General features: G+C 46.8%; 25 protein-coding genes and 3 pseudogenes. 25 read left to right on the top strand and 3 right to left on the bottom strand.

Features of this window, described 5'->3' with window-relative positions; all coding sequences use genetic code 11:
• Window positions 1–116 precede the first annotated feature (116 nt).
• The 4 genes from AC3RPL_RS27105 (at window position 117) to AC3RPL_RS27090 (ending at window position 2,570) form a co-directional block, all read left to right on the top strand.
• Window positions 117–311 (top strand): hypothetical protein, encoded by a 195-nt coding sequence (locus tag AC3RPL_RS27105; RefSeq protein WP_006122336.1) that lies wholly within the window; start codon window positions 117–119, stop codon window positions 309–311.
• A 67-nt stretch (window positions 312–378) separates the two neighbouring features.
• The gene (locus tag AC3RPL_RS27100; RefSeq protein ID WP_257789149.1) at window positions 379–513 is read left to right on the top strand and encodes a hypothetical protein; all 135 of its coding nucleotides are present in this window, start codon (window positions 379–381) and stop codon (window positions 511–513) included.
• 503 nt (window positions 514–1,016) lie between these two features.
• Window positions 1,017–1,430, top strand: a complete 414-nt coding sequence (locus tag AC3RPL_RS27095; protein WP_490742243.1) for a relaxosome protein TraM — start codon at window positions 1,017–1,019, stop codon at window positions 1,428–1,430.
• 426 nt (window positions 1,431–1,856) lie between these two features.
• Window positions 1,857–2,570 (top strand): SDR family NAD(P)-dependent oxidoreductase, encoded by a 714-nt coding sequence (locus AC3RPL_RS27090; protein WP_490742242.1) that lies wholly within the window; start codon window positions 1,857–1,859, stop codon window positions 2,568–2,570.
• Here the strand turns inward: AC3RPL_RS27090 and AC3RPL_RS27085 are convergent.
• The gene (locus tag AC3RPL_RS27085; protein WP_490742248.1) at window positions 2,527–3,075 is read right to left on the bottom strand and encodes a VUT family protein; all 549 of its coding nucleotides are present in this window, start codon (window positions 3,073–3,075) and stop codon (window positions 2,527–2,529) included. The two genes, AC3RPL_RS27090 and AC3RPL_RS27085, sit on opposite strands and share 44 nt — an antisense overlap.
• A gap of 101 nt (window positions 3,076–3,176) precedes the next feature.
• Complete coding sequence (locus tag AC3RPL_RS27080) at window positions 3,177–3,827, bottom strand: hypothetical protein (RefSeq protein ID WP_490742241.1); 651 nt, start codon at window positions 3,825–3,827, stop codon at window positions 3,177–3,179.
• A gap of 124 nt (window positions 3,828–3,951) precedes the next feature.
• Between AC3RPL_RS27080 and AC3RPL_RS27075 the strand changes: the two genes are divergently transcribed.
• The 18 genes from AC3RPL_RS27075 to traF all read left to right on the top strand — a co-directional run bounded on the left by AC3RPL_RS27075 (window position 3,952) and on the right by traF (window position 16,528).
• Entirely contained in the window at window positions 3,952–4,437 is a 486-nt protein-coding gene (locus tag AC3RPL_RS27075; protein WP_289347124.1) for a transcription termination/antitermination NusG family protein, read from the top strand.
• Between the two features lie 28 nt (window positions 4,438–4,465).
• Entirely contained in the window at window positions 4,466–4,678 is a 213-nt protein-coding gene (locus AC3RPL_RS27070; RefSeq protein ID WP_490742240.1) for a hypothetical protein, read from the top strand.
• 328 nt (window positions 4,679–5,006) lie between these two features.
• Window positions 5,007–5,342 (top strand): type IV conjugative transfer system pilin TraA, encoded by a 336-nt coding sequence (locus AC3RPL_RS27065; RefSeq protein WP_490742239.1) that lies wholly within the window; start codon window positions 5,007–5,009, stop codon window positions 5,340–5,342.
• Between the two features lie 12 nt (window positions 5,343–5,354).
• Window positions 5,355–5,663 (top strand): type IV conjugative transfer system protein TraL, encoded by a 309-nt coding sequence (traL, locus tag AC3RPL_RS27060; protein WP_261643172.1) that lies wholly within the window; start codon window positions 5,355–5,357, stop codon window positions 5,661–5,663.
• A gap of 12 nt (window positions 5,664–5,675) precedes the next feature.
• Window positions 5,676–6,245, top strand: a complete 570-nt coding sequence (gene traE, locus AC3RPL_RS27055) for a type IV conjugative transfer system protein TraE (protein WP_490742238.1) — start codon at window positions 5,676–5,678, stop codon at window positions 6,243–6,245.
• Complete coding sequence (gene traK, locus AC3RPL_RS27050; RefSeq protein WP_490742237.1) at window positions 6,229–6,960, top strand: type-F conjugative transfer system secretin TraK; 732 nt, start codon at window positions 6,229–6,231, stop codon at window positions 6,958–6,960. Before traE ends, traK begins: the two co-directional genes overlap by 17 nt.
• Complete coding sequence (gene traB, locus AC3RPL_RS27045) at window positions 6,957–8,309, top strand: F-type conjugal transfer pilus assembly protein TraB (RefSeq protein WP_490742236.1); 1,353 nt, start codon at window positions 6,957–6,959, stop codon at window positions 8,307–8,309. Before traK ends, traB begins: the two co-directional genes overlap by 4 nt.
• A gap of 10 nt (window positions 8,310–8,319) precedes the next feature.
• Window positions 8,320–8,700, top strand: coding sequence for a TraV family lipoprotein (locus AC3RPL_RS27040; RefSeq protein ID WP_490742235.1), 381 nt, complete (start codon window positions 8,320–8,322; stop codon window positions 8,698–8,700).
• Window positions 8,688–11,291 carry a type IV secretion system protein TraC gene (gene traC, locus AC3RPL_RS27035; protein WP_490742234.1) on the top strand — a complete coding sequence of 868 codons (2,604 nt, stop codon included), beginning with the start codon at window positions 8,688–8,690 and terminating at the stop codon, window positions 11,289–11,291. The genes AC3RPL_RS27040 and traC overlap by 13 nt, the downstream gene beginning before the upstream one ends.
• Window positions 11,279–11,683 (top strand): type-F conjugative transfer system protein TrbI, encoded by a 405-nt coding sequence (gene trbI / locus AC3RPL_RS27030; RefSeq protein WP_490742233.1) that lies wholly within the window; start codon window positions 11,279–11,281, stop codon window positions 11,681–11,683. Before traC ends, trbI begins: the two co-directional genes overlap by 13 nt.
• A complete protein-coding gene (traW, locus tag AC3RPL_RS27025) occupies window positions 11,683–12,309 on the top strand; it encodes a type-F conjugative transfer system protein TraW (RefSeq protein WP_490742232.1) in 627 nt (208 codons plus the stop codon). The genes trbI and traW overlap by 1 nt, the downstream gene beginning before the upstream one ends.
• A gap of 20 nt (window positions 12,310–12,329) precedes the next feature.
• Window positions 12,330–13,292, top strand: coding sequence for a conjugal transfer pilus assembly protein TraU (traU, locus tag AC3RPL_RS27020; RefSeq protein ID WP_490742247.1), 963 nt, complete (start codon window positions 12,330–12,332; stop codon window positions 13,290–13,292).
• Between the two features lie 15 nt (window positions 13,293–13,307).
• Window positions 13,308–13,616: a hypothetical protein gene (locus tag AC3RPL_RS27015; RefSeq protein WP_490742231.1), complete on the top strand. Its 309-nt coding sequence runs from the start codon at window positions 13,308–13,310 to the stop codon at window positions 13,614–13,616.
• Window positions 13,606–13,914 carry a type-F conjugative transfer system pilin assembly protein TrbC gene (gene trbC, locus AC3RPL_RS27010; protein WP_490742230.1) on the top strand — a complete coding sequence of 103 codons (309 nt, stop codon included), beginning with the start codon at window positions 13,606–13,608 and terminating at the stop codon, window positions 13,912–13,914. The genes AC3RPL_RS27015 and trbC overlap by 11 nt, the downstream gene beginning before the upstream one ends.
• Complete coding sequence (locus AC3RPL_RS27005) at window positions 13,911–14,522, top strand: hypothetical protein (protein ID WP_490742229.1); 612 nt, start codon at window positions 13,911–13,913, stop codon at window positions 14,520–14,522. The genes trbC and AC3RPL_RS27005 overlap by 4 nt, the downstream gene beginning before the upstream one ends.
• A 233-nt stretch (window positions 14,523–14,755) precedes the next feature.
• On the top strand, window positions 14,756–15,742 hold the full coding sequence (locus tag AC3RPL_RS27000) for a conjugal transfer protein TraN (protein WP_490742228.1): 987 nt from the start codon (window positions 14,756–14,758) through the stop codon (window positions 15,740–15,742).
• Window positions 15,742–15,942, top strand: a complete 201-nt coding sequence (locus tag AC3RPL_RS26995; RefSeq protein WP_490742249.1) for a histone H3 family protein — start codon at window positions 15,742–15,744, stop codon at window positions 15,940–15,942. Before AC3RPL_RS27000 ends, AC3RPL_RS26995 begins: the two co-directional genes overlap by 1 nt.
• Entirely contained in the window at window positions 15,920–16,528 is a 609-nt protein-coding gene (gene traF / locus AC3RPL_RS26990) for a type-F conjugative transfer system pilin assembly protein TraF (protein WP_490742246.1), read from the top strand. The genes AC3RPL_RS26995 and traF overlap by 23 nt, the downstream gene beginning before the upstream one ends.
• Window positions 16,529–16,533: 5 nt before the next feature.
• Here traF and AC3RPL_RS26985 read toward each other — a convergent pair.
• A pseudogene (locus AC3RPL_RS26985) lies at window positions 16,534–16,674 on the bottom strand (type II toxin-antitoxin system RelE family toxin); the annotation flags it as partial.
• Window positions 16,675–16,871: 197 nt separating this feature from the next.
• On the opposite strand from AC3RPL_RS26985, the pseudogene trbB reads away from it, so the two are divergent.
• The 3 genes and pseudogenes from trbB to traH all read left to right on the top strand — a co-directional run bounded on the left by trbB (window position 16,872) and on the right by traH (window position 19,092).
• Window positions 16,872–17,421: pseudogene (gene trbB, locus AC3RPL_RS26980) on the top strand (type-F conjugative transfer system pilin assembly thiol-disulfide isomerase TrbB).
• On the top strand, window positions 17,418–17,744 hold the full coding sequence (locus AC3RPL_RS26975) for a hypothetical protein (RefSeq protein WP_490742227.1): 327 nt from the start codon (window positions 17,418–17,420) through the stop codon (window positions 17,742–17,744). The pseudogene trbB and the gene AC3RPL_RS26975 overlap by 4 nt, the downstream one beginning before the upstream one ends.
• Window positions 17,737–19,092 (top strand): annotated as a pseudogene (gene traH / locus AC3RPL_RS26970) (conjugal transfer pilus assembly protein TraH). The gene AC3RPL_RS26975 and the pseudogene traH overlap by 8 nt, the downstream one beginning before the upstream one ends.

The raw sequence follows: 19,092 nt of genomic DNA, 5'->3' as shown, positions 1-19,092 counted from the left end.
AAGATTTTGAAACTGCTTATAAAACATCACCGGGCAAAAAACACCGCTTTACTTCTTATTATTGAAACTAAAGGGAGGGGGATGCCCCTCCATCTATCGGAGAGAACAGCAGAACAATGGAAAGAGAATTTAGCGCAGTGGCTTCCCTGAAACGCAATGTGAAATTCTGGTTTGAAAGCTGTGGGTGCAATAACGAGCAGGTTATCAGTAATGTGAAAAATTGGTTTGATTTTGCATATTGTCCGGCAGAGCAGGAGCAGGCCAAAAATGAAATAATATCAGCATTAACCAGAGAGGAAAAAAAGATTTGATTGGAGAGGTATCAGGTTGCTGGAACAGCCTGATACCTATGACACTAAACATATAGAGGACGTTCAAATGTCAATGCAGCAGATAATAGCTATTGCTGATTCCCTTGTAAAGGGATGGGAAGTAAAGATACCGGCATTAAAAGCCACAGAATGGGATGAGCTACGTTGGTGGCTGGATTACTTAAAGGGTTATGATATCTAAATAAAGCGGGGATTTTCCCCGCTTTTTCTTTGTCCTTTCCCCTCGAATTTAATTGCCCCGTCAAATGTCAGAAACGCAATTTCCAGGCAGGTAGTGAATCAGATTGTGCCCGATGATAGATCTAACCTGCTTCTTTTCCCGTAGTCACCACACCTGAGGCAGGATTTAAAAATCCTGCAAGTTGCTTTATAAACAATGAGTTAGCCTGTGGGATTTCTGTTTTACTTACAAATGCCTCATAGAAAGGGACTCCCAGTGAAGTCTATACAGAGTCCTTTAAGAGTCTTCATTAGAGTCTTGTAAAACTATTACATATAAATCAGATACTTATTCGCTGATTTTATTTTGCAGGACTCTATCAGGACTCTGATTTTATATTGTTATAGTCCTATTGAACTCTAGTAAAGTTCTATGTAGCCTCCTTTAAGAGTCTGATTTTAGTTGCCCGCGTGTTGTTTAAAATAAAACCAGACTCTAACTCAACTATGGATAAGGTGGTCGAAATGCCAAGAGCGCAGGTTTACATAACTCAGAATAATTATAAAAGAATACAGTCTATCGTTGATGCAAAAAAGGAAGATGGTGCTGACAGAACCGAAGCTAACGTTTCTTCCGTTGCTGCAATGTTACTGGATATTGGGTTAAGAGTTTATGAATTTCAGCAGAAAAAGGAGCAAGAAGAAGAAATTGAAAGTGCGGGTGATGGTAATGTTTTAACAGATTCTGCCGTACTCAATAAAGTATTGCTGGAGAATATATTAAAAACTTCTTATGCTTCAACTATACTTCTTCAAATGGTTGGTAGCATTAATGAAGTTAAGGGTATAGAATTCTTTAATTATGATAATGTTAAATTACAAATTAGAGAGAAGCTTGATAATGACTTGGCTTCACTTTTTAATAAGGAAGCCAAGTGAAATGTTGGATTTTCTGCTTAAGATATGAAAGTGATGTTATAATTATGGGCTTTGAACAAGCTTTCCAATTATCATGTTTATGATTTCATGAGTCATATCTTTAGATATACATTGTGAAAATTTAGAAATGTTAAATGAAATGTAATCTTTGTTGGAATAGAAAAGAGTAATATTACCACCAGAAATTATTTTTTCTCTCTTGATTAATCTTCTTTTCCATAAAAAATGAATGACATAGATCAAGTCTTGTTGTGATTTTTGGAGGTTATCATATACCTGATCTATTTTTGAGATATGTATTCTTTGGGGTTCAAAGCAAGATGTATTGTGTACTCTAAAAAAAGGATTTGTTGTTACATGAATAAATATGCTTTCATCGTTACATTCTAACCTAACTATTGTCATTCTAGAAAATAAGGATTTAATGTGAAAAATAAAATTATTGTTACAGGACATGCGAGCGGGATAGGATACCATCTGGCTAACAGGTTTCATGATCTAGAGTTCTCCGTAACCGGGATTGATAAAAATATTTCAGATGAATTGAATTGTGAAATAGACCAAGTGATTTGTGATTTATCAGATGAAGACTCTGTAACTAGAGTATTTAGCGGTTTGAGTGGATACACATTTGCTGTAAATTGTGCTGGTGTTTCAGGGGTAAGAGAAAAAATAGTTAATCTCGGGAAGTATGATTTAATTAATTCATGGGAAGAAATATTTATTCCAACATTTTTATCTTTAAGAGAAGAGATAAAAATGATGAATGAAATGAAAAGTGATACACCGTGTAAAATTGTTAACATCGCTAGTTTTACAGCAATGTTTGGTTGTAAAAATATGTTAGCATATAGTGCCGCAAAAGCTTCCATTGTTAACCTTACAAAGGTAGCTGCTGTTGAATGCTCTCCTGGGGTTTTAATTAACTCAGTTTCTCCAGCCACAATCGATACCCCTTTAATTAGAAAAAAATATGATGGAGAGCTTCCTGATTATAGTAGTACCTATCTTACCGGAAATTGTGGCTCAGTTGAGGATGTTTTTCTTGCGGTTGATATGCTGTTAAAAAATAACTTCATTACCGGTTTTGATTTAGTTATAGATGGCGGTTTCTCAAGTAACTTTGAAGTGAGACAATGAAAGAAAGTAATAAAGTAACAACTATCTTATAAAAAACAACAACTGCCACTGATAATAATGCACCTCCTGATAGGTTGTTTTTATACATCATCAGTGGTATTGATATCATGCTAACGCTGCTCTCAGCAAAGATCGCGGCAATAGAATACTTAGCGAAATCGTTTACCTTTTTCTTCTGTAAAATTGAAAATGTAACTATGTTAATTGTGTTACTCAACCATACAAAGAAAAATGTAGATACCATTATCACTGGTATTTCGCTGAAAACAGAAAAGTAATCTTCTCTATTACCTATGTATGTGAGTGCGTATCCGCAGAAAACAAAGATACAATCGGCAATAAAAGCATATCTGATAACTGTATTTGTAAATAATCGACCATACCGGTCTTGAATGATATTAGATAGCGTAAAAGTTAGTGGAAAAACAATTAATCCTACTGAAAAATGCAATGGTCTCCCAAAAAAATCGACAGTGACATGATCAAAGAAGAACACTGTTGTCATGCATAGGATTATTGTGAAGAATATTGGTAGGTATATTCTATTAGCTTCAGATTTTATAGTTTCTCCAAAGAGTTTATCAAGAATCTTAAACATCCGTTTTATCATCGCTTTACTCCATCATTAATAATTAAAATTATAGGCAGTATTAATGTGTTATTACCTGCCTTCAAATCCATTCCATCCTTATTAATATATGCATTCCCGGCATTTCCAATTCTCCCTATCTCAATTTTCTTTTGGTTTATGAATAAACTAAAATCTTTGACTCCGCAGAAATTTTGGTTGAATACAATTACGTCCCCTTCAAAAATGAACGGGGGAAACGTTAGATCTTTTACTTCAAAACAATACGTTGTCTCTACTAATTTAATTTTTTCTTTTACAGAAGCTTTTATGCTCAATATATATCTTTCGATAACGAGAGTGGGGGTCTTTCTGGTCGCTATGTTATATAAATTATCCTCAGAAATCAAAGGGATAATGAATGCATTAATTTCTGGGTCGTAAATCGCCATAGGTGGTTCAGGAATGGAGCCTTCACTGTATAGGTACTCTTTTGAAACCCCCATGCGATCTGCAACTTTTAGTTTTTTTTTCTCAGGTGGAAGCGCGTTTTTGAAGAGCCAGTTTTTGATAGTTCCGGGTTTTTCATCCGTCAGACTGGCAATTCTGACCTCTTTATTCTTAACGTTGGGCAGGATTCTACTGGATAATTCTATGATTTTACTAGAGAAGTTATTGTGCTTGGGCATCTGAGGACACTTGCTCCACCAATAATGTGTTTTTTTGTTGAAAAAACACATTTGTGTGTTATAGTATAATCTACACTAAACCTGATCCTTTATTCAATTTTTCTCCGTTCATAGACGGCGAAAAATGGGCGAGATTTTGTTTTTAGCAGGAGGAGCCGTGAAATGCTGGTACTTGCTGTATTGTAAATCCGGATTTAAAAATACTATCAGACGATTGAATGAACTTGGTGTCGAGGTATACCAACCAACAATGGTTAAAGTTCAACTTCGGACGGACTGCCACTCTGTCAGGCTTAAAGAAAAACCTCTTTTTAATAACTATCTTTTCCTTTCTTTCGACGTAAACCATTTACATACCACTACTATCTGTCAAGTGCCTGGTGCAATCGGTTTTGTGCGATTTGGTTCTGAACCTTGTGTTGTCTCTCCAGATGTAATTTCAGCAATCGAGTGCGCTAAAGCTAAAGCTTTAAATAACGATGATGGGTCAGTAGATTGTATAAATGTACATCCTGCATTAATTCTCAAGATACAGGATATCGTTAAGCTTAGATCTTCAGATGAAAGAATGGCTGAATTCACAAAGCTACTGTCATTTCTAAGAGAGTGATACATTAACATTTTAGGGTTATTAAAGTATGAAAAAAATAGGTAAGCCACCTTCTACTGCTATGGTTTACATTGGCAATGCCCGATATCAATTAATGGATAAAATAGCTCGTGAGATAAGTTTTGAAGCGGGATATACGGTGCGAAGTAGTACTCTTGTTCAGTATTTAATTGATAATTTTAGTGATTCGGCAAGAGTGTCAATTTTGAAAGATCTGTCTATTCGTAACGAAAAAGGATAAGAACATTTAGAGGTTATTATGTCTCCGCAAACTAGCCAATTACGGGAAGCTATGATTAAACTGGCTGCGATGAAAATAGCCTATCGCCGGGCGTGGCATAATAAGAAGACACCAGTTACCCAACTTGTATCATTACTCCACGAAGTCGAAATATCAGAGAGGAATTGTCGATTACTTTCCCGCAGTCTCAAAAATTAAACTCTCCGCGAGAACACTTTCTTTTCGGGGAAGAAAAATCTTCCCCTGATTATTTAAGACAATGTTTTTACAGGAAGCATTCTGCTTTCTGTAACAACCTTGTTTTTTAATAACGTAAGGAAATAAAATAATGGAAGTTTCAATTAAAAACAGCAGTGCTTTATCTTCTCTTAACGGTAACCTGACCCGCAAAAAGATGATGCATCTTGTCGTCATGTTTGCACTTGCCTCTGCGTTGTTCCTTGCCATGATGCATGGCTGCTTTGCGGATGATGACCTTCTTAAAGTGGGTGATACCACGGTCAAAGCCACCTTCGGAAAGGATTCTTCCCTGATGACATGGCTCCTGATTGGTGAGGTCGTGATGGCGATTCTGGCCTATGTTGCAACCAAAAACTTCAAAATTCTTGGTGGCATCATCGTTCTGTCCGTGTTTATCAATGTTACTTTCGCCATTATCGGATAAGGAAAGGTCGTTATGGAATCGGGAGATGAACTGAAAAAGTATCGTTTCCCGAAAACGTTAGGGGATCAGATGCGGATAATCGGCATGCCACTGGATGAGTTTATTCCAACTGTTCCCCCGTTCCTCATTTCAATCTACTACAAACATGCATTAGGTGGGCTGATCTATGGCATCACCATGTGGCTGTTTATTCGCTGGCTGAAAAGAGGACGGGGGAGTATGTGGCTTTACAATATGCTCTACTGGTATTTACCAACTGAGCTGTTTCGTGTCGTTTATAAAGTAATACCTGACTCCAGTTTTCGGAAATGGATAAAATAACAGGCGGTAATTATGTCCGTTAAGGCTCAAGTTTCCGGTAATAAAGTCGTTGGCTACTTTATTGTCGGATTGTTGTTTTTCCTTGCACTTTCACTTACCAGCAATATTTATCTGGAGGTAACAAACCGGGCGCTGGTTAACAAGCGTGAGAAGATTGTCGTACCGATGGCATTTGATGCGCCGTTTGTTGTGTCTGAAAGCCAAGCCAGCGCACCTTACCTTCAGATGATGGGACTCTCCTTTCTCGCTCTCCGGCTTAATGTATCACCTGAAACCGTTGATATGACCCATGCATTTCTTCTGTCTTATGTGAGGGCTGAATCCCGCGAAAAATTCGCGCCGGTTCTTGCTGCTGAAGCCAAAAGGATTAAGGAAAACGCCGTTACATCCGCGTTTTATCACACATCAATTCGTGTCTATCCTTCGGCCAGTATGGTTGATATTCGCGGAGTACTGAAAACCTGGATAGGTAACAGCAAGCCGCTGGAGGAGATCAAACATTACAGGCTGCAACTCAGTTATCGGGCCGGTGTTACCAGCATTGAGAGATTTGTGGAGGTGGACGATGCGAAAGCGAAATAGCGTTATCCTGGTGCCCGGCCTGTTGTGCCTGATGGCTGTTAATACGGTATTTGCCAGCACCGGCCCGGCAGAGCTTCGCGGTGAGAATGGCAGCACCTTCACCGTGTCTGTCAGCAGGGACAGCGCCAATGTATTGATGGTTCAGGGAGACAGAATCACTGCGTTAACCAGTAAGGAAAGTGACGTACCCGATCCGGAGAAAACCGGAAATGGTGCGGTGATGTTCAGTGTTGCAACCGATAAACCTTTTACCTTCATCGTCGAGACGGAGTCCGGGCAGGTATTTTCTGTCAGGGCCACGCCGGTTAAAGGACAGGGCAGAGTATACCGTATTTCACCACTCAGCCCTGTGGTTCATCCGTCAGCTAAAGCCTGGGAAAAAGAGACTCCCTATGAATCCCTTCTGCTTGCCCTCAACAAAGGTGTACTTACCGGGGCCATGCCTGATGGTTATTCACTGGTTGATAATCAGGAGCGGGATACTCGTCTGGCAGCGCCGGTCAGTGCAAAACGCCTTCAGGTATGGGATGGCGGTAATCTTCGGATTGAAAAATACCGCCTGACTAACCCGAATACCTGGGGACTCACGCTTAATGAACATGACTATGTGGGACATGGTGTCCGGTCAGTCATGTTCTGGCCCCGTTCTGCTGTATTACCTGCCGGAGCAACGGTTTCGCTTTATCTGATCCGTGACCTGGAGGTGAGCCAGTGAAAAACGTCAATATTCAGGCCAAAAAGAAGCAGATAGCGATAGTGGTGGCCGTGGTTGTGCTGGGACTTTGCGGCGGCGGGGGGGCGTGGTATCTCACTGCGGCCAAAAGACAGGTTTCATCCCCGCCGCCCGGTGAACCCGCCCCGGATATGACGGGAGTGGTTAATGCCACTTTCGATGATAAGGTTCAGCAGAATGCCATAACGGAAGCACAGCGTGTCGGCAAGGAGGTAAATGAAAAATTTAAATCAATGGAGCGGGAAATCAGGGCGTTATCGGATAACAACGTCAGTCTGCAAAAACAGCTTACGGATCTGCAACAAACCAATTCAGGTCTTGTCCAGGCAATGACCAGCAATAAAGGAGAGGGCAGTCAGGGTAATACTGGTACGGGTAACGCAGGTAAAACCGATGCTGGTTCTAACGCTGCCCCCCCTGTGCAGGGGGGGCAAAATAATTCCCGGTACGGTGGGATGGGCTATGCCCCCCCGGGGCAGATAATGGTCATGCCACGTGAGAATGGACTTCGCAGGCAGACGTTCAGTCAGCCGGTTCAGGAACCCTCTTTTCACTTCCCCTACATCCCTTCCGGAAGTTATGCCGAGTCAGTCGTGATAGAAGGGGCGGATGCCAACGCTGCTGTTACTGGTTCACAGAATACGTCCCCGATGCAGTTACGGTTAACGGGTAAAATTCAGATGCCTAATGACCGCGAGGCAGATTTTACCGGCTGCTTTGTCACGCTGGAGGCTTACGGCGATGTGTCCAGTGAACGTGCTGAGGTCAGGACGCGAAAACTCAGTTGTAACATCGGGAAAGACATTATTGACCAGGAAATTAAAGGACATGTTTCCTTTATGGGGAAAAACGGCATTAAGGGTGAAGTGGTCATGCGTAACGGTAAGGTGCTTGGCTTTGCCTGGGGGGCTGGTTTCCTCAGCGGGATTGGCAAAGGTATTGAAAGTGCCGGGTCAACCACCGTGGGTGTGGGAGCGACGGCTTCTCCGGGGGCCGGGGACATCATGAAAAGCGGCATAGGTGGAGGCACCAGTGAGGCGGCCAAAACGCTCTCTGAATATTATATTAAACGCGCTGAACAATATCATCCGGTCATTCCCATTGGTGCGGGTAATGAGGTCACACTGGTGTTTAATGATGGATTCCAGATACAGACTATTGCGGAGGCATTAAAAGCGAAACAGAAAAAATCAGAGTCAGCATTGGAAAAAACAGCCAGTGCTGTAGGTCACGAAACGCAAAATACAATCAACGATATTAAAAAGTTTAAACTTGGCGATATTGTGTCTGCTGATGCCCTCAACGGCCCATTATCTGTTCCCGGAAAATAGCGAGTAAATAATGAATAAATTAATTATGCCTTTACTGGCAGGTGTTGTGCTGCTTACAGGGTGTGCTGGTGCTAAATCAGATTTTGAATGTAACGCCACCTCCAGTGACAGTTGTATGACCATTGATGCTGCAAACAATATGGCCCGTCAGAAGGCTAAGGCGGCAGCAGTAAAGCCGGGTGCGGCGTTGTTGCCCGCCCTGGCTAAACCTGTCGGTGCGGGCATTCCTCTTACCCGTTCGGTGCAGGGTGTATCGTTTCTCCGCCCTCCAGTGAGAACACCAGAAGCGACAGCGAAAGTATGGGTCGCACCCTGGGTGGATGGTCAGGATAACTTCCATGAGCCAGGGCTGCTGTCATTTGTCGTTAAACCAGGAGAATGGCGCCAGTGAGTAATTTAGATATTTTCACTCAGACTATTTCCCGGATTCAGAATGCGATTAAATCGCCTGGTGGCGTTTCTGATGCCAACCGTTCTCTGGGAAATCTGACCTACCCTCAGCTATCAAACCTGCTTCCCTACCGGGAATTTGATGATGAAACAGGTTTGTTTATCAATAAAAGCACGGCTGGATTTTTACTGAAGGCTGTGCCGCTCATCGGGGCTAATAAGCATATTGTGGATGTGCTGAATGACCTGGTGAAAAGTAAACTACCCCGTAAAACGCCTGTCAGCTTTCATCTTGTCTCCAGTCAGGTCATCGGTGAAGAACTGGATTATGGTCTGTCGGATTTTGCCTGGCAGGGAAAACAGGCTGATAAATTTAATGCTGTTACCCGTGCCTATTATCAGCAGGCCGCCCGTAACAGTTTTCGCACCCCAACCGGACTGCCACTGACCCTGCGTAATTACTCTCTTTATATCGCCTGTGCGGTAAAAAAGAAAAGTAACCGGGCATCAACCATGACAAGTCTTTCTCACCTGATGAAAGTTGTCCGGGCAACGCTGGATTCCGCGAAACTGTATACCGAAATTGTTAACCGGGAAGGGCTGGTCAGTCTTGTCAGTGGTCTTGTGAACTTTCGCTGCGATCAGCTTTTCCGCCCGGAAGTGAAAGTGAATGAGTATGACGACCTCCATTTCCAGTGCGTTGAGAACGGCATTGATTTTGATGTTTATCCTGAAAAACTGGTCGTTACATTGCCTGAAAAAGCGGGCAGCGTAAAAACGTCCCGCGCCATGAATTTTATGCTTGATGGCAACCCCGACATGTTCCTGCTGTGGCAGGGGGGGGACAATATCAGCAATCTGCTTAATCCAGATTTAAGTATACCTTTTCCCTTTGTTCTCACTTTCACCGTTGAAGCGGAAGATCAGGTTGCGGCACAGGGGGAGGCTAACCGTAAATTTCTCGATCTGGACAGCAAATCCAAAGGTTCACTGGCAAAACTTCTGCCAAATCTGATCAACCAGCGCAACGAATGGGAGTCAATCCGAAGCCGCCTTCTGTCAAATGAAAGCTGTCTGGTCAGGCACTACTTCAATATTACGGTTTTCTGCCGCGATGATGACAGTGAAGCGCTGACCTGCGAGCAAAAGGTGATTAACACCTTTAAGAAAAACGGACTTGAACTTTATGCCCCGCAATATATGCAGCACCGTAACTGGATGTCGATGTTGCCATTTATGGCTCACGAGGGGCTGTGGAGCGATCTGAAGGTTTCCGGAGCCACTAACCGGTGTGAAAGTATTCAGGCTGTTAACCTTATGCCGGTGATTGCTGACAACCGCCTGTGTCAGAAGGGACTTCTTGCACCGAGTTACCGCAATCAGCTTGCCTTTCTGGATATCTTTGGTGAAGGCATGGGGAATACCAACTACAACATGGGCGTGACCGGCACATCGGGAGCGGGTAAGACTGGTCTGGTGCAGCCTATTTTACGCAGTGTGCTGGACAGCGGCGGGCTGGTCTGGGTATTCGATATGGGCGATGGCTATAAGTCGTTCTGCGAGAACATGGGCGGGACTTACATCGATGCCTCGTCACTGTCGTTTAACCCCTTCGCTAACGTCACGGATATCACCCGCTCCGGTGAGCGTATCCGGGATCAGCTCTCTGTGCTGGCGAGTCCGGACGGAAACCTCGATGAAATCCACGAAGATCTGCTGCTCGAAGGCGTGATGTATGCCTGGGAGGCAAAGGGGAATGCGGCACATATTGATGATGTGGTGACGTTCCTGAAAGGGGCTGTGCTCCAGGCAAGAAAGGACGGGGCAGACAGTATCGCCCGCCGCTTTGATGAAATTATCAAGCTGCTGGGGAAATACTGTGCGGGCGGTATTTATGCCGATTACTTCAATAGCGATAAGCCCTCGCTTCAGGAAGATGCCCGGATGATTGTCCTTGAAATGGGGAGTTTGCAGGAAAGGCCCGCACTGCTCGTTGCGGTGATGTTTTCGCTCATCATTTATATCGAAGACAAAATGTATCGTTCGCCGCGTAACCTGAAAAAATGTTGCGCTATCGACGAAGGCTGGAAACTGCTTAACTTCAAAAATCAGAAGGTTGGCTCATTTATTGAAACAGGCTATCGCACTGTTCGTCGCCATAACGGCTCCTTCATCACCATCACACAGAACATTAAAGACTTTGATTCGCCCGATGCATCTTCAGCCGCAAAAGCTGCCTGGGGTAACTCTGCTTTCAAGGTGGTTGCTAAACAGGATACCGCTGAATTCAAGGCTTACTGTGAACGTAACCCCAGCCAGTTCAGCGACTATGAACGCCAGATCATCGAGCGTTTCGGAGATGCGAAAGAGCAGTGGTTTTCGTCATTTATGCTGCGTATCGGGGCTGTCAGTTCCTTCCATCGTCTGTTCGTTGATCCTCTGAGCCGGGCCATGTTTTCTTCCCGTGGCGTCGATTTTGAGTTTATCCAGGAAAAACGGGCGCTGGGATGGGATATCCACGATGCGGTATACGAACTGGCAAAACTCAACTATCCGGACGAAATGGAGGAGCTTGAAGCATGGGAACTCTGAGCAATAACGATATCCGTCGCGGTATTGTGGCCCCGGCCAGACGCCGGATACGCCACCGGGGCCGTTCTCTTTTGCTGGCCGTGGCGCTGATTGCAGTGAATGCCGGTATTTCGGCGCTGATGGTTGAGTGGCGAACGCCTGACGTGGTGACGTTCGATATGAAAGGGACGATAGACCGGTTTATGGATCAGTCTTCCCGTAAAAATCTTGATGAAGCGACCAGCCGCGCCCTGACCGAACGCTTTACCTCAAACCTTAACCGCAGCATTGAGGACTGGCAGGCATCACACCGCGCACTGATTCTGGTTACGCCTGCTGTAGTCAGTGGTGCCAGAGATATCACCCGCGATGTTCAGCAGGACGTGGCCCGGAAAATGCAGGCAGGACAATGATGAAAAAGTCACTTCTTCTGATACTGGCGATAGCATGCAGCGCCGGTGCTAAAGACCTGGGAACATGGGGCGATCTCTATCCCATTCAGGAACAGGATATGCTGACGTTCATTCAGCAGCGGCTTAAATCGATGGAAGCTGATGGCTCGCTTGCCCGTGAGCAGAAAGCCGTTCAGGAGCGCGTAAAAGCGCATATTCTCAGGCCACCTCCGGTAACGGGGCTTCGCTTAGCCGATAAAAGCGAAACCCACTATATCGACCCGACGTTTACCGTTGATAAAGACATTGCTGACGGTAAGGGCGTGGTTTTCGCGCATAAAGGGGACAAAATCAATCCACTGGAGCATGTGCCATTCCGGGAAACCCTTTACTTCATCGACGGCGACGATAAACGTCAGATTGACTGGATGAAACAGCAGAAGCCGGACACGGTGATTAGTAAAATTGTCCTGGTGAACGGCAACATTAAAACCAGTGGGGAAAGCCTTGACGCTCAGGTTTACTTTGATCAGAACGGCACGTTAAGCCGCAAGTTTCAGCTTAACGCCGTTCCGGCCAGAGTCACCGTTGCTGCTGACGGTAAACGTCTGCGGGTAGATACGTTTGCGATGGAGGGCGGAAAGTGAGATTACCAACAGCCCTTATAATGCTGTGCGCTGTGCTGTTTCTGCCAGGCAGAGCCAGCGCGTCAGCCGCCGCCTGCGATGGTCATTTTGTCAATCCGATCACCGATATCTGCTGGGAATGCCTGTTTCCGATAACCATCGGCAGCATACCGGTTGCGCCGGGCAATGTTGCTGATACCGAAAACCCGGCCAGCCCGATACAGATATGCCCGATGGGCGTTTTCTACCGTATCGGGCTGGCGATAGGCTTCTGGGAGCCTATGGCGATCACTGATGTCACCCGCTCTCCTTTTTGCCTGGTCAATATGGGCGGTATTAAGCTGGATATCGGTAAAGTTGGCCTGGGAGTGGGGGAGCAGGAAAATAATGAAGTGCCAAACGTGTTTTATCACGTCCACTGGTACAAATATCCGCTAATAGCCTGGCTGAACATTATTACGTCTGTGGGCTGTTTGCAGGGCGGGGATATGGATATCGGGTATCTGACCGAGCTTGATCCGATGTGGAATGACGATCAGCTGTCTCTCATTATTAATCCTGAAGCGGCGCTGTTCGGTAATGTTATTGCACAGGGAGCCTGTGCCGCAGATGCCGCCGCCAGTCTGGTGAAGCCCGTCGATGCGCTGTTCTGGTGTGCCGGGAGTCACGGCTCGCTGTATCCGTTTACCGGTACAGTCACCAATGAATACAGCCCTGCGCAGTCGTCGGTGCTGCTTTCTGAGCGGATGGCCTTCAAGCTGCACCGCGAAGGTCTGGTGATGGAGAGCGTGGGCGCAGATACGGCGGTGTGTTTCGAGTACCCTTCGCCCATCATCCCCAAAAGCCGCTGGCGATATCAGATGGTGAATACGTTACCCGACCCGCTGGCCTGCCATCCTTTCGGACAGAGCACAGTGACCTGGCAGACAGGACATCTCACCCCCAACGACAAGAAAAACTACGGTTATTTAATGTGGCGTAAGCGTAACTGCGTCTTCCTCTGAACAGGAGCATTAACGATGAAATACCTGCCTGTATTATTGATGGCGGTTTTCCCCTGCCTGTCTCATGCCGGAACGGTATCAGAAGACAGGGATTTTATTGAGCGGATGCAGTCGGCTGAAGCTCAGGCTCAGAAAATGGAGGTGCCGGACTTTATTAAGCAATTAAGAAATAATGGTGTATCCAGGGAGAATATGGATTTCATCAATAGTCTCCAGCATAAGCAGCAGATGCAATATCAGGCTGCACAGAAACCACAACCCGGCCATTCAGTATTTTGTGTCGTTTTCGATCCCCCGAAGTGGTCTTGCCGTCATGCTGGATAACGCCGCTCAGTATGCTGTTCCGGTTAATATTCGCGGGATGATTAATAACGATTTCCGGCAGACGGCGAATACAATTTTTGAAATGACAAAAGGCAGTAATAAAGGGGGCGTTCAGATAAACCCCAGAGCCTTCCGGCAGTACGGGATAACCGCGGTTCCGGCACTGGTTGTGACGTGCGGAGACACCTTTGACCGCGTATCCGGCGATATCCGCATTGATGGCCTGCTGCGCAAGGTTGCGGAAGGTGGGGACTGCGCAGCGGTGGCGAAAGCGGCACTGAAGGAGGCTGCGCAATGAAATCATTATGGCTGGTGACAGCGCTTCTGGTGGGATTCATCGTTAACTTTCCGGTCACGGCGAACGATGACTTTAACAGCGGTATGGATTACGCCAGGGGGCTGAAGGGAAAGGATCTTGATACCTTTAAGTCATTTAAACCTGCGGATAACCTGCCTGACTACAGCAGCAGCCCGGATGCAACGAAGTACTACGGTGGTGTGCAAAGTTCTGGTACTGATTTAACCTCGCCGGGTAGCAATACGCTGAACAGCACCGAGTGGGGAAAGGCCGTCACCGACTCTGTCAGTAAGCAGCCGAAAGATATGGTGACGGCTGATTCCCCGTTTCTGGATAACGGCCGCAATGCCGAGAATAATGCTGAAACGGTATTTGATCCTAAACTGTGCGAATCCAAAGAATTCGAGAAGAGCGTCTTCACTAATTATGTCTGTGATCGTGATTTGCAGGTTCAGCAATACTGTACCAGGACCGCGACTATATCTGGTCATTACGAAGAAGCGACAGAAATAAAACAGACGCTGATGACTCTTCATCCAGTAAGTCAGCTGCGGGTGATAACAGCTCAGACGGGACGTTTAATTCAACACTGGGAGGAACGGCTTTAACAGCCAGCGCGACATATTCATGGAAAAAGAATCTGGCACTTGGTAATCCTAACAGGTTTAGGCGTGTGACAACACCACTTGGCTTTATTTCAATGGACGACAGTGAAAGTAGTCTGTCGCTGGGAACTGGCTTAAAAATAAGTGAAGGTCAGGTTCTGGAGCTCTAAATCAGAACCAGGAATAACCAACCGGCCATATCCAGGATCTGGTATCAACAGGATATGAAATACCGGTTGACTGTTACAGTGACGGTGCAGGTTCTGGCTAATACATGGGTGCCTGATGTTGTCTGGTCTGAAAATTGTCCATTTAATAAAGCCGAGGGCAGTCTGACAGGCACAGAATGCACGGAGCCAGGCAGCGATAAAACGGTCACTGTGGACGGTAAGCACTACACCATCCATCAGGACTGCTGGGCGTACCGTGACAGCTATCTGACCCAGAGCGACAGTGAGGGAACCTGCGGGGCCTATATCCATAATGCGGCCTGCAACGTTGTGAATCAGCAGTGTGTGGATCAGGGCGACGGAGCCTGCCTGCACGCCAACATCACGTATTCATGTGAAACGAAGATGAAAGGAGAAGGCCAGGTCTGCGGTGATGAACTTTTCTGTACTGACGGAAGTTGCGTGCTGGATAACAACGGCAAAAACGATATGTTCGCCAAAGCGGCATCGGAACTGGCTGCGGTCGCCGCAGCGGGCAAGGACGTGGCCGAACTGAACAGCAGCGATGTGAAAATCTTCACGGGTAAGGGCATATCCTGCAAGAAGTTTGCCGCCGGGTTCAGTAACTGCTGTAAGGATTCAGGCTGGGGGCAGGACGTGGGGCTTGCCAGTTGCAGCAGTGAAGAAAAGGCGCTGGGTAAAGCGAAAGAAAAGCGGCTGACCGTCTATGTCGGCGAATACTGTAGCAAGAAAGCGCTGGGGGTCTGCCTTGAGAAAAAGCGCGGCTACTGTGAGTTTGATTCCAAACTGGCTCAGATAGTCCAGCAACAGGGGCGCTCATGGCAGCTTGGGATCGGGTTCGGGTCAGGCAGCTCGCCTGACTGCCGGGGTATTACGCCTGAAGAGCTGCAGAAGATAGACTTTTCAAGGGTCGACTTCTCCGCTTTCTATGACGACCTGAACAGTGGCAGCGATATTCCGGCTGATAATAGTCAGATGGAGAGAATGAAAGAGCGGATGAAAGCCATGTTTGACCAGGGGAGCAGCCACTGATGCGAAAGGTCTGTTTTCTGATGCTCGCTGCTGCCGGGTTTATCGGGGGAAACGTCCAGGCCAGCGATACCCGGCTTGGGGGCTTTCCCGACAGTGAGGCGCAGGGCTGGATTTGGTACAACGAGCCGGTATCACCCGACGAGGACGAACCAGCCGTCAGCACCGCCTCCCTCAGTAATATCACCAGAGAATGCCACTGAACTGAAAGAGAAACTGCAGGCGGCGACGAAGGCCGCGCTCGATAAGGCGATTATGTTTCCTTCTGCTGAAAATTTCAGACGGTACAAACTGCTACAGGATTTCTGGGCGGAAAAATCGTCACAGTTTGCTCAGTCCTCAAAAGAAGCGCTGCTGAAGTTCCCCGAACTGGATTACAACCTGCGTTACAGCCATTACAACGGAACGGCCAGTACCCGTCAGGCGATGCAGCGTCAGCGAGAAAAAGACGCCATTGAAAAGCTGTCTGCGGATAACGGGCTGTTTTATTTCTACCGGGGGAAAGAGCCGGTAGATGTGCTGATGGGCGTGGTGGTGCGCTCTTTCGTCAGGGAGTACGGCATCAATCTTATCTATGTATCAGTGGATGGCAAAATTGCGCCGGAACTGCCGGGGTCACGGCCTGATAACGGACAGACAGAGGCCATGCATATTACGCATTATCCCGCGCTTTTTCTGGTGAACCCCCGCACGGAGGCTTATCAGCCGCTGGCGTATGGCTTCCATTCTCAGGAAGACTTAGCCTCACAGTTCCTTCTGGTGGCGACCGACTTCGCACCTGGTTTTTAACCTGGTCAGCGCATATCGGCCTGGTGATAAACTTCACTGTCGTTTCGCTTGCCTACCGCGACAACCAGCAGAAGGATTTGATCGTCAAGAACCTCATAGACCAGCCTGTAGCCGGATGAACGCAGTTTAATTTTATACCGGTTAGTTCTGACGCTGACTGCCGCGCTTCGCTTGCCATCCGGGCCGTTGAGCCAGAATAAATTCTGACTCCCCGGCCCGGAGCCGATAAAAACCTAATTATCAGACTGGTGCTTTATAGCTGCACCGGCGCTGCCGTGTTCTGTCCGGAGAATACCGCCGTCACGACAGTCTGATTTAACGACTCTTTAATACAGGTGAATTTATGCGATGTATTCCTGCACTTCCCTTCCTTCTGCTTGCGCTCACGGCCAGTGCGTCCGTCAACGCCACAACCTGGGATGAAATCGCCAGGCTTGAAGCTCATAAACACTCACAGCAGAGTACCGGCGTATCAACTAAAACGGAGGTGAAACCGTTATTGCACCGACTGAGCGACGGGCGTCAGGTGAACCTGCGGGACTGGAAAATTGTGCTGTTTATGTCGTCTTCCTGCCCACACTGCCATGCTTTCGATCCCGTCCTGAAAGCTATTGCTAAAGACACCGGCTTTTCAGTTTTTCCTTACACCCTGGATGGTCGGGGCGATGCGTCATGGCCGCAGGCAATTCCGGCCCCGCCGATGGTGATCACTGAATTCTTTGCGCAGGGTCTGCCTATTGCCACACCTACGCTGTTTCTGGTGAACGTCAACAATATGAAGACCTATCCCCCTTCAGCAGGGGGAAAGTGAGCGTGAAGCCTTTGTGGCGAGGCTTGACGAAGTGCTGCGCTTTGCTATGGAGAATACAGACAATAAAGGAGATGCCCGATGAGTCTTTCAAAAAATAAACATCCTGATGAATTTGAAATCAGATTGAATCATTTATCCCTCTGGCTCGGATTCGTTTTTTGTTGTTCAGCATTGGCTCTCCTGTTGTTTCTCTTTCTTGAGATGAGAGAGTTAATCAATCCAGCCTGTGCGGAGCAACTGAGGATAAGGAATAACCTTTATCTGCTTTCAAAGGTTGTTCCTGATGTGCTGATGGCGTTTGGTATGGGTTTTTTGTTATTCCCGGTTATTGTTTTTTTAGACCGGAGAAAAAAACAAAAAGAAAGCTCAATGCCAGATAACGGTAACGGAGAGCAGCATGAATAAATTAATGCTTTCAGTCATGGCTGCCAGTCTGTCATTGTCCGTTGCACACGCCAGCCTTAACGATGATATGAACAAGTTCTTTGGCAAGCTGGGCTATGAGCAGAATACCACCACGCCGAAGGTCTGGCAGGGACAGGCGGCAGGCTACGCCACGGGCGGGGCGCTGTATGCGCGGACCTCTGCGAAGGATGTGCAACTGGTGTCACTTCAGTTACCCAGCCTGAACGCCGGTTGTGGCGGTATTGATATGTTTCTGGGTTCCTTTTCCTTTATCAGCAAAGACGAATTTATTCAGTTCGCCAAGTCGATCCTCAGTAACGCGCCTGGCCTGTTCTTTGACCTGGCCCTGAAGACAGTGACCCCGCAACTGGCATCAGCAAAAGATTTTCTTCAGAAACTGGCGTCCGATGTTAACAGTTCAAATATGAGCAGTTGTCAGGCTGCAAGAGGCAATCGTCGGCGGGCTGTGGCCGGAAACGCAGGAGAACGCCAGCGCAGTCTGTCAGACTATCGGCAGCGATTCCAACTTCTTCTCGGACTGGGCGGCAGCGCGTCAGGGCTGCGGCACCGGGGGGCAGTACAAAAACATGAGTAATAAAGCCGGGGCTGATATGAAAGACCAGGTGCTGCGTAACAAAAACCTGATATGGGACTCGCTGGAAAAAAATCAGGTGTTCAGCGGAAACAAAGAGCTAAAAGAGTTCGCTATGAGTATTACCGGCACCCTCATTTTTGATGATGATGGTAAGCCGCAGCCTCTTACGGCCATGACGACAAATGAAGATCTGATCCATGCGTTACTGCATGGCGGTACGGCCAAAATCTATACCTGCAATGACGGTGAATGCCTGAAGGCAACAATAGGGGAAGTGACGATCAGCGCAGAGAACTCTCTCAGCGGTCAGGTCAATAAGATGTTGCAGAGTATCGGCAGTAAAGCCTATGCCGATGAAGCGCTGACGGAAAAGGAAAAAGGCTTTATTACGTCCACTTCTGTTCCGGTATTGCGTTATCTCGTTGATCCTCTCTCTCTGGGCGTATCGGATTCGGTTATCTACCAGCTTTCGGATTACATCAGCTTCGACATTCTCATCCAGTACATGCAGGAAGTGATGCAGCAGGCCCGCGTTATGCTGGCGAGTAAAAGTTATCCGGACAGCGCGCTTAAACCGTTCAGGAAAGCATGGCAACCGCCAACCGTCAACTGGCGATCATGCAGTCCAGGGTGCAGGTACAGCAGGATGCATTAATGGTTGTTGAGCGTCAGATGGGTTACATGCGTCAGCAACTGTCCGGACGGTTACTCGATCGCTATCAGAATAACTATCGCTTTTCCGGAGGTATGTAA

The sequence above is a fragment of the Erwinia papayae genome (assembly GCF_058241465.1).
The sequence above is the reverse complement of the archived record's forward strand: the minus strand, read 5'-3'. Positions and strand labels throughout refer to the sequence as shown.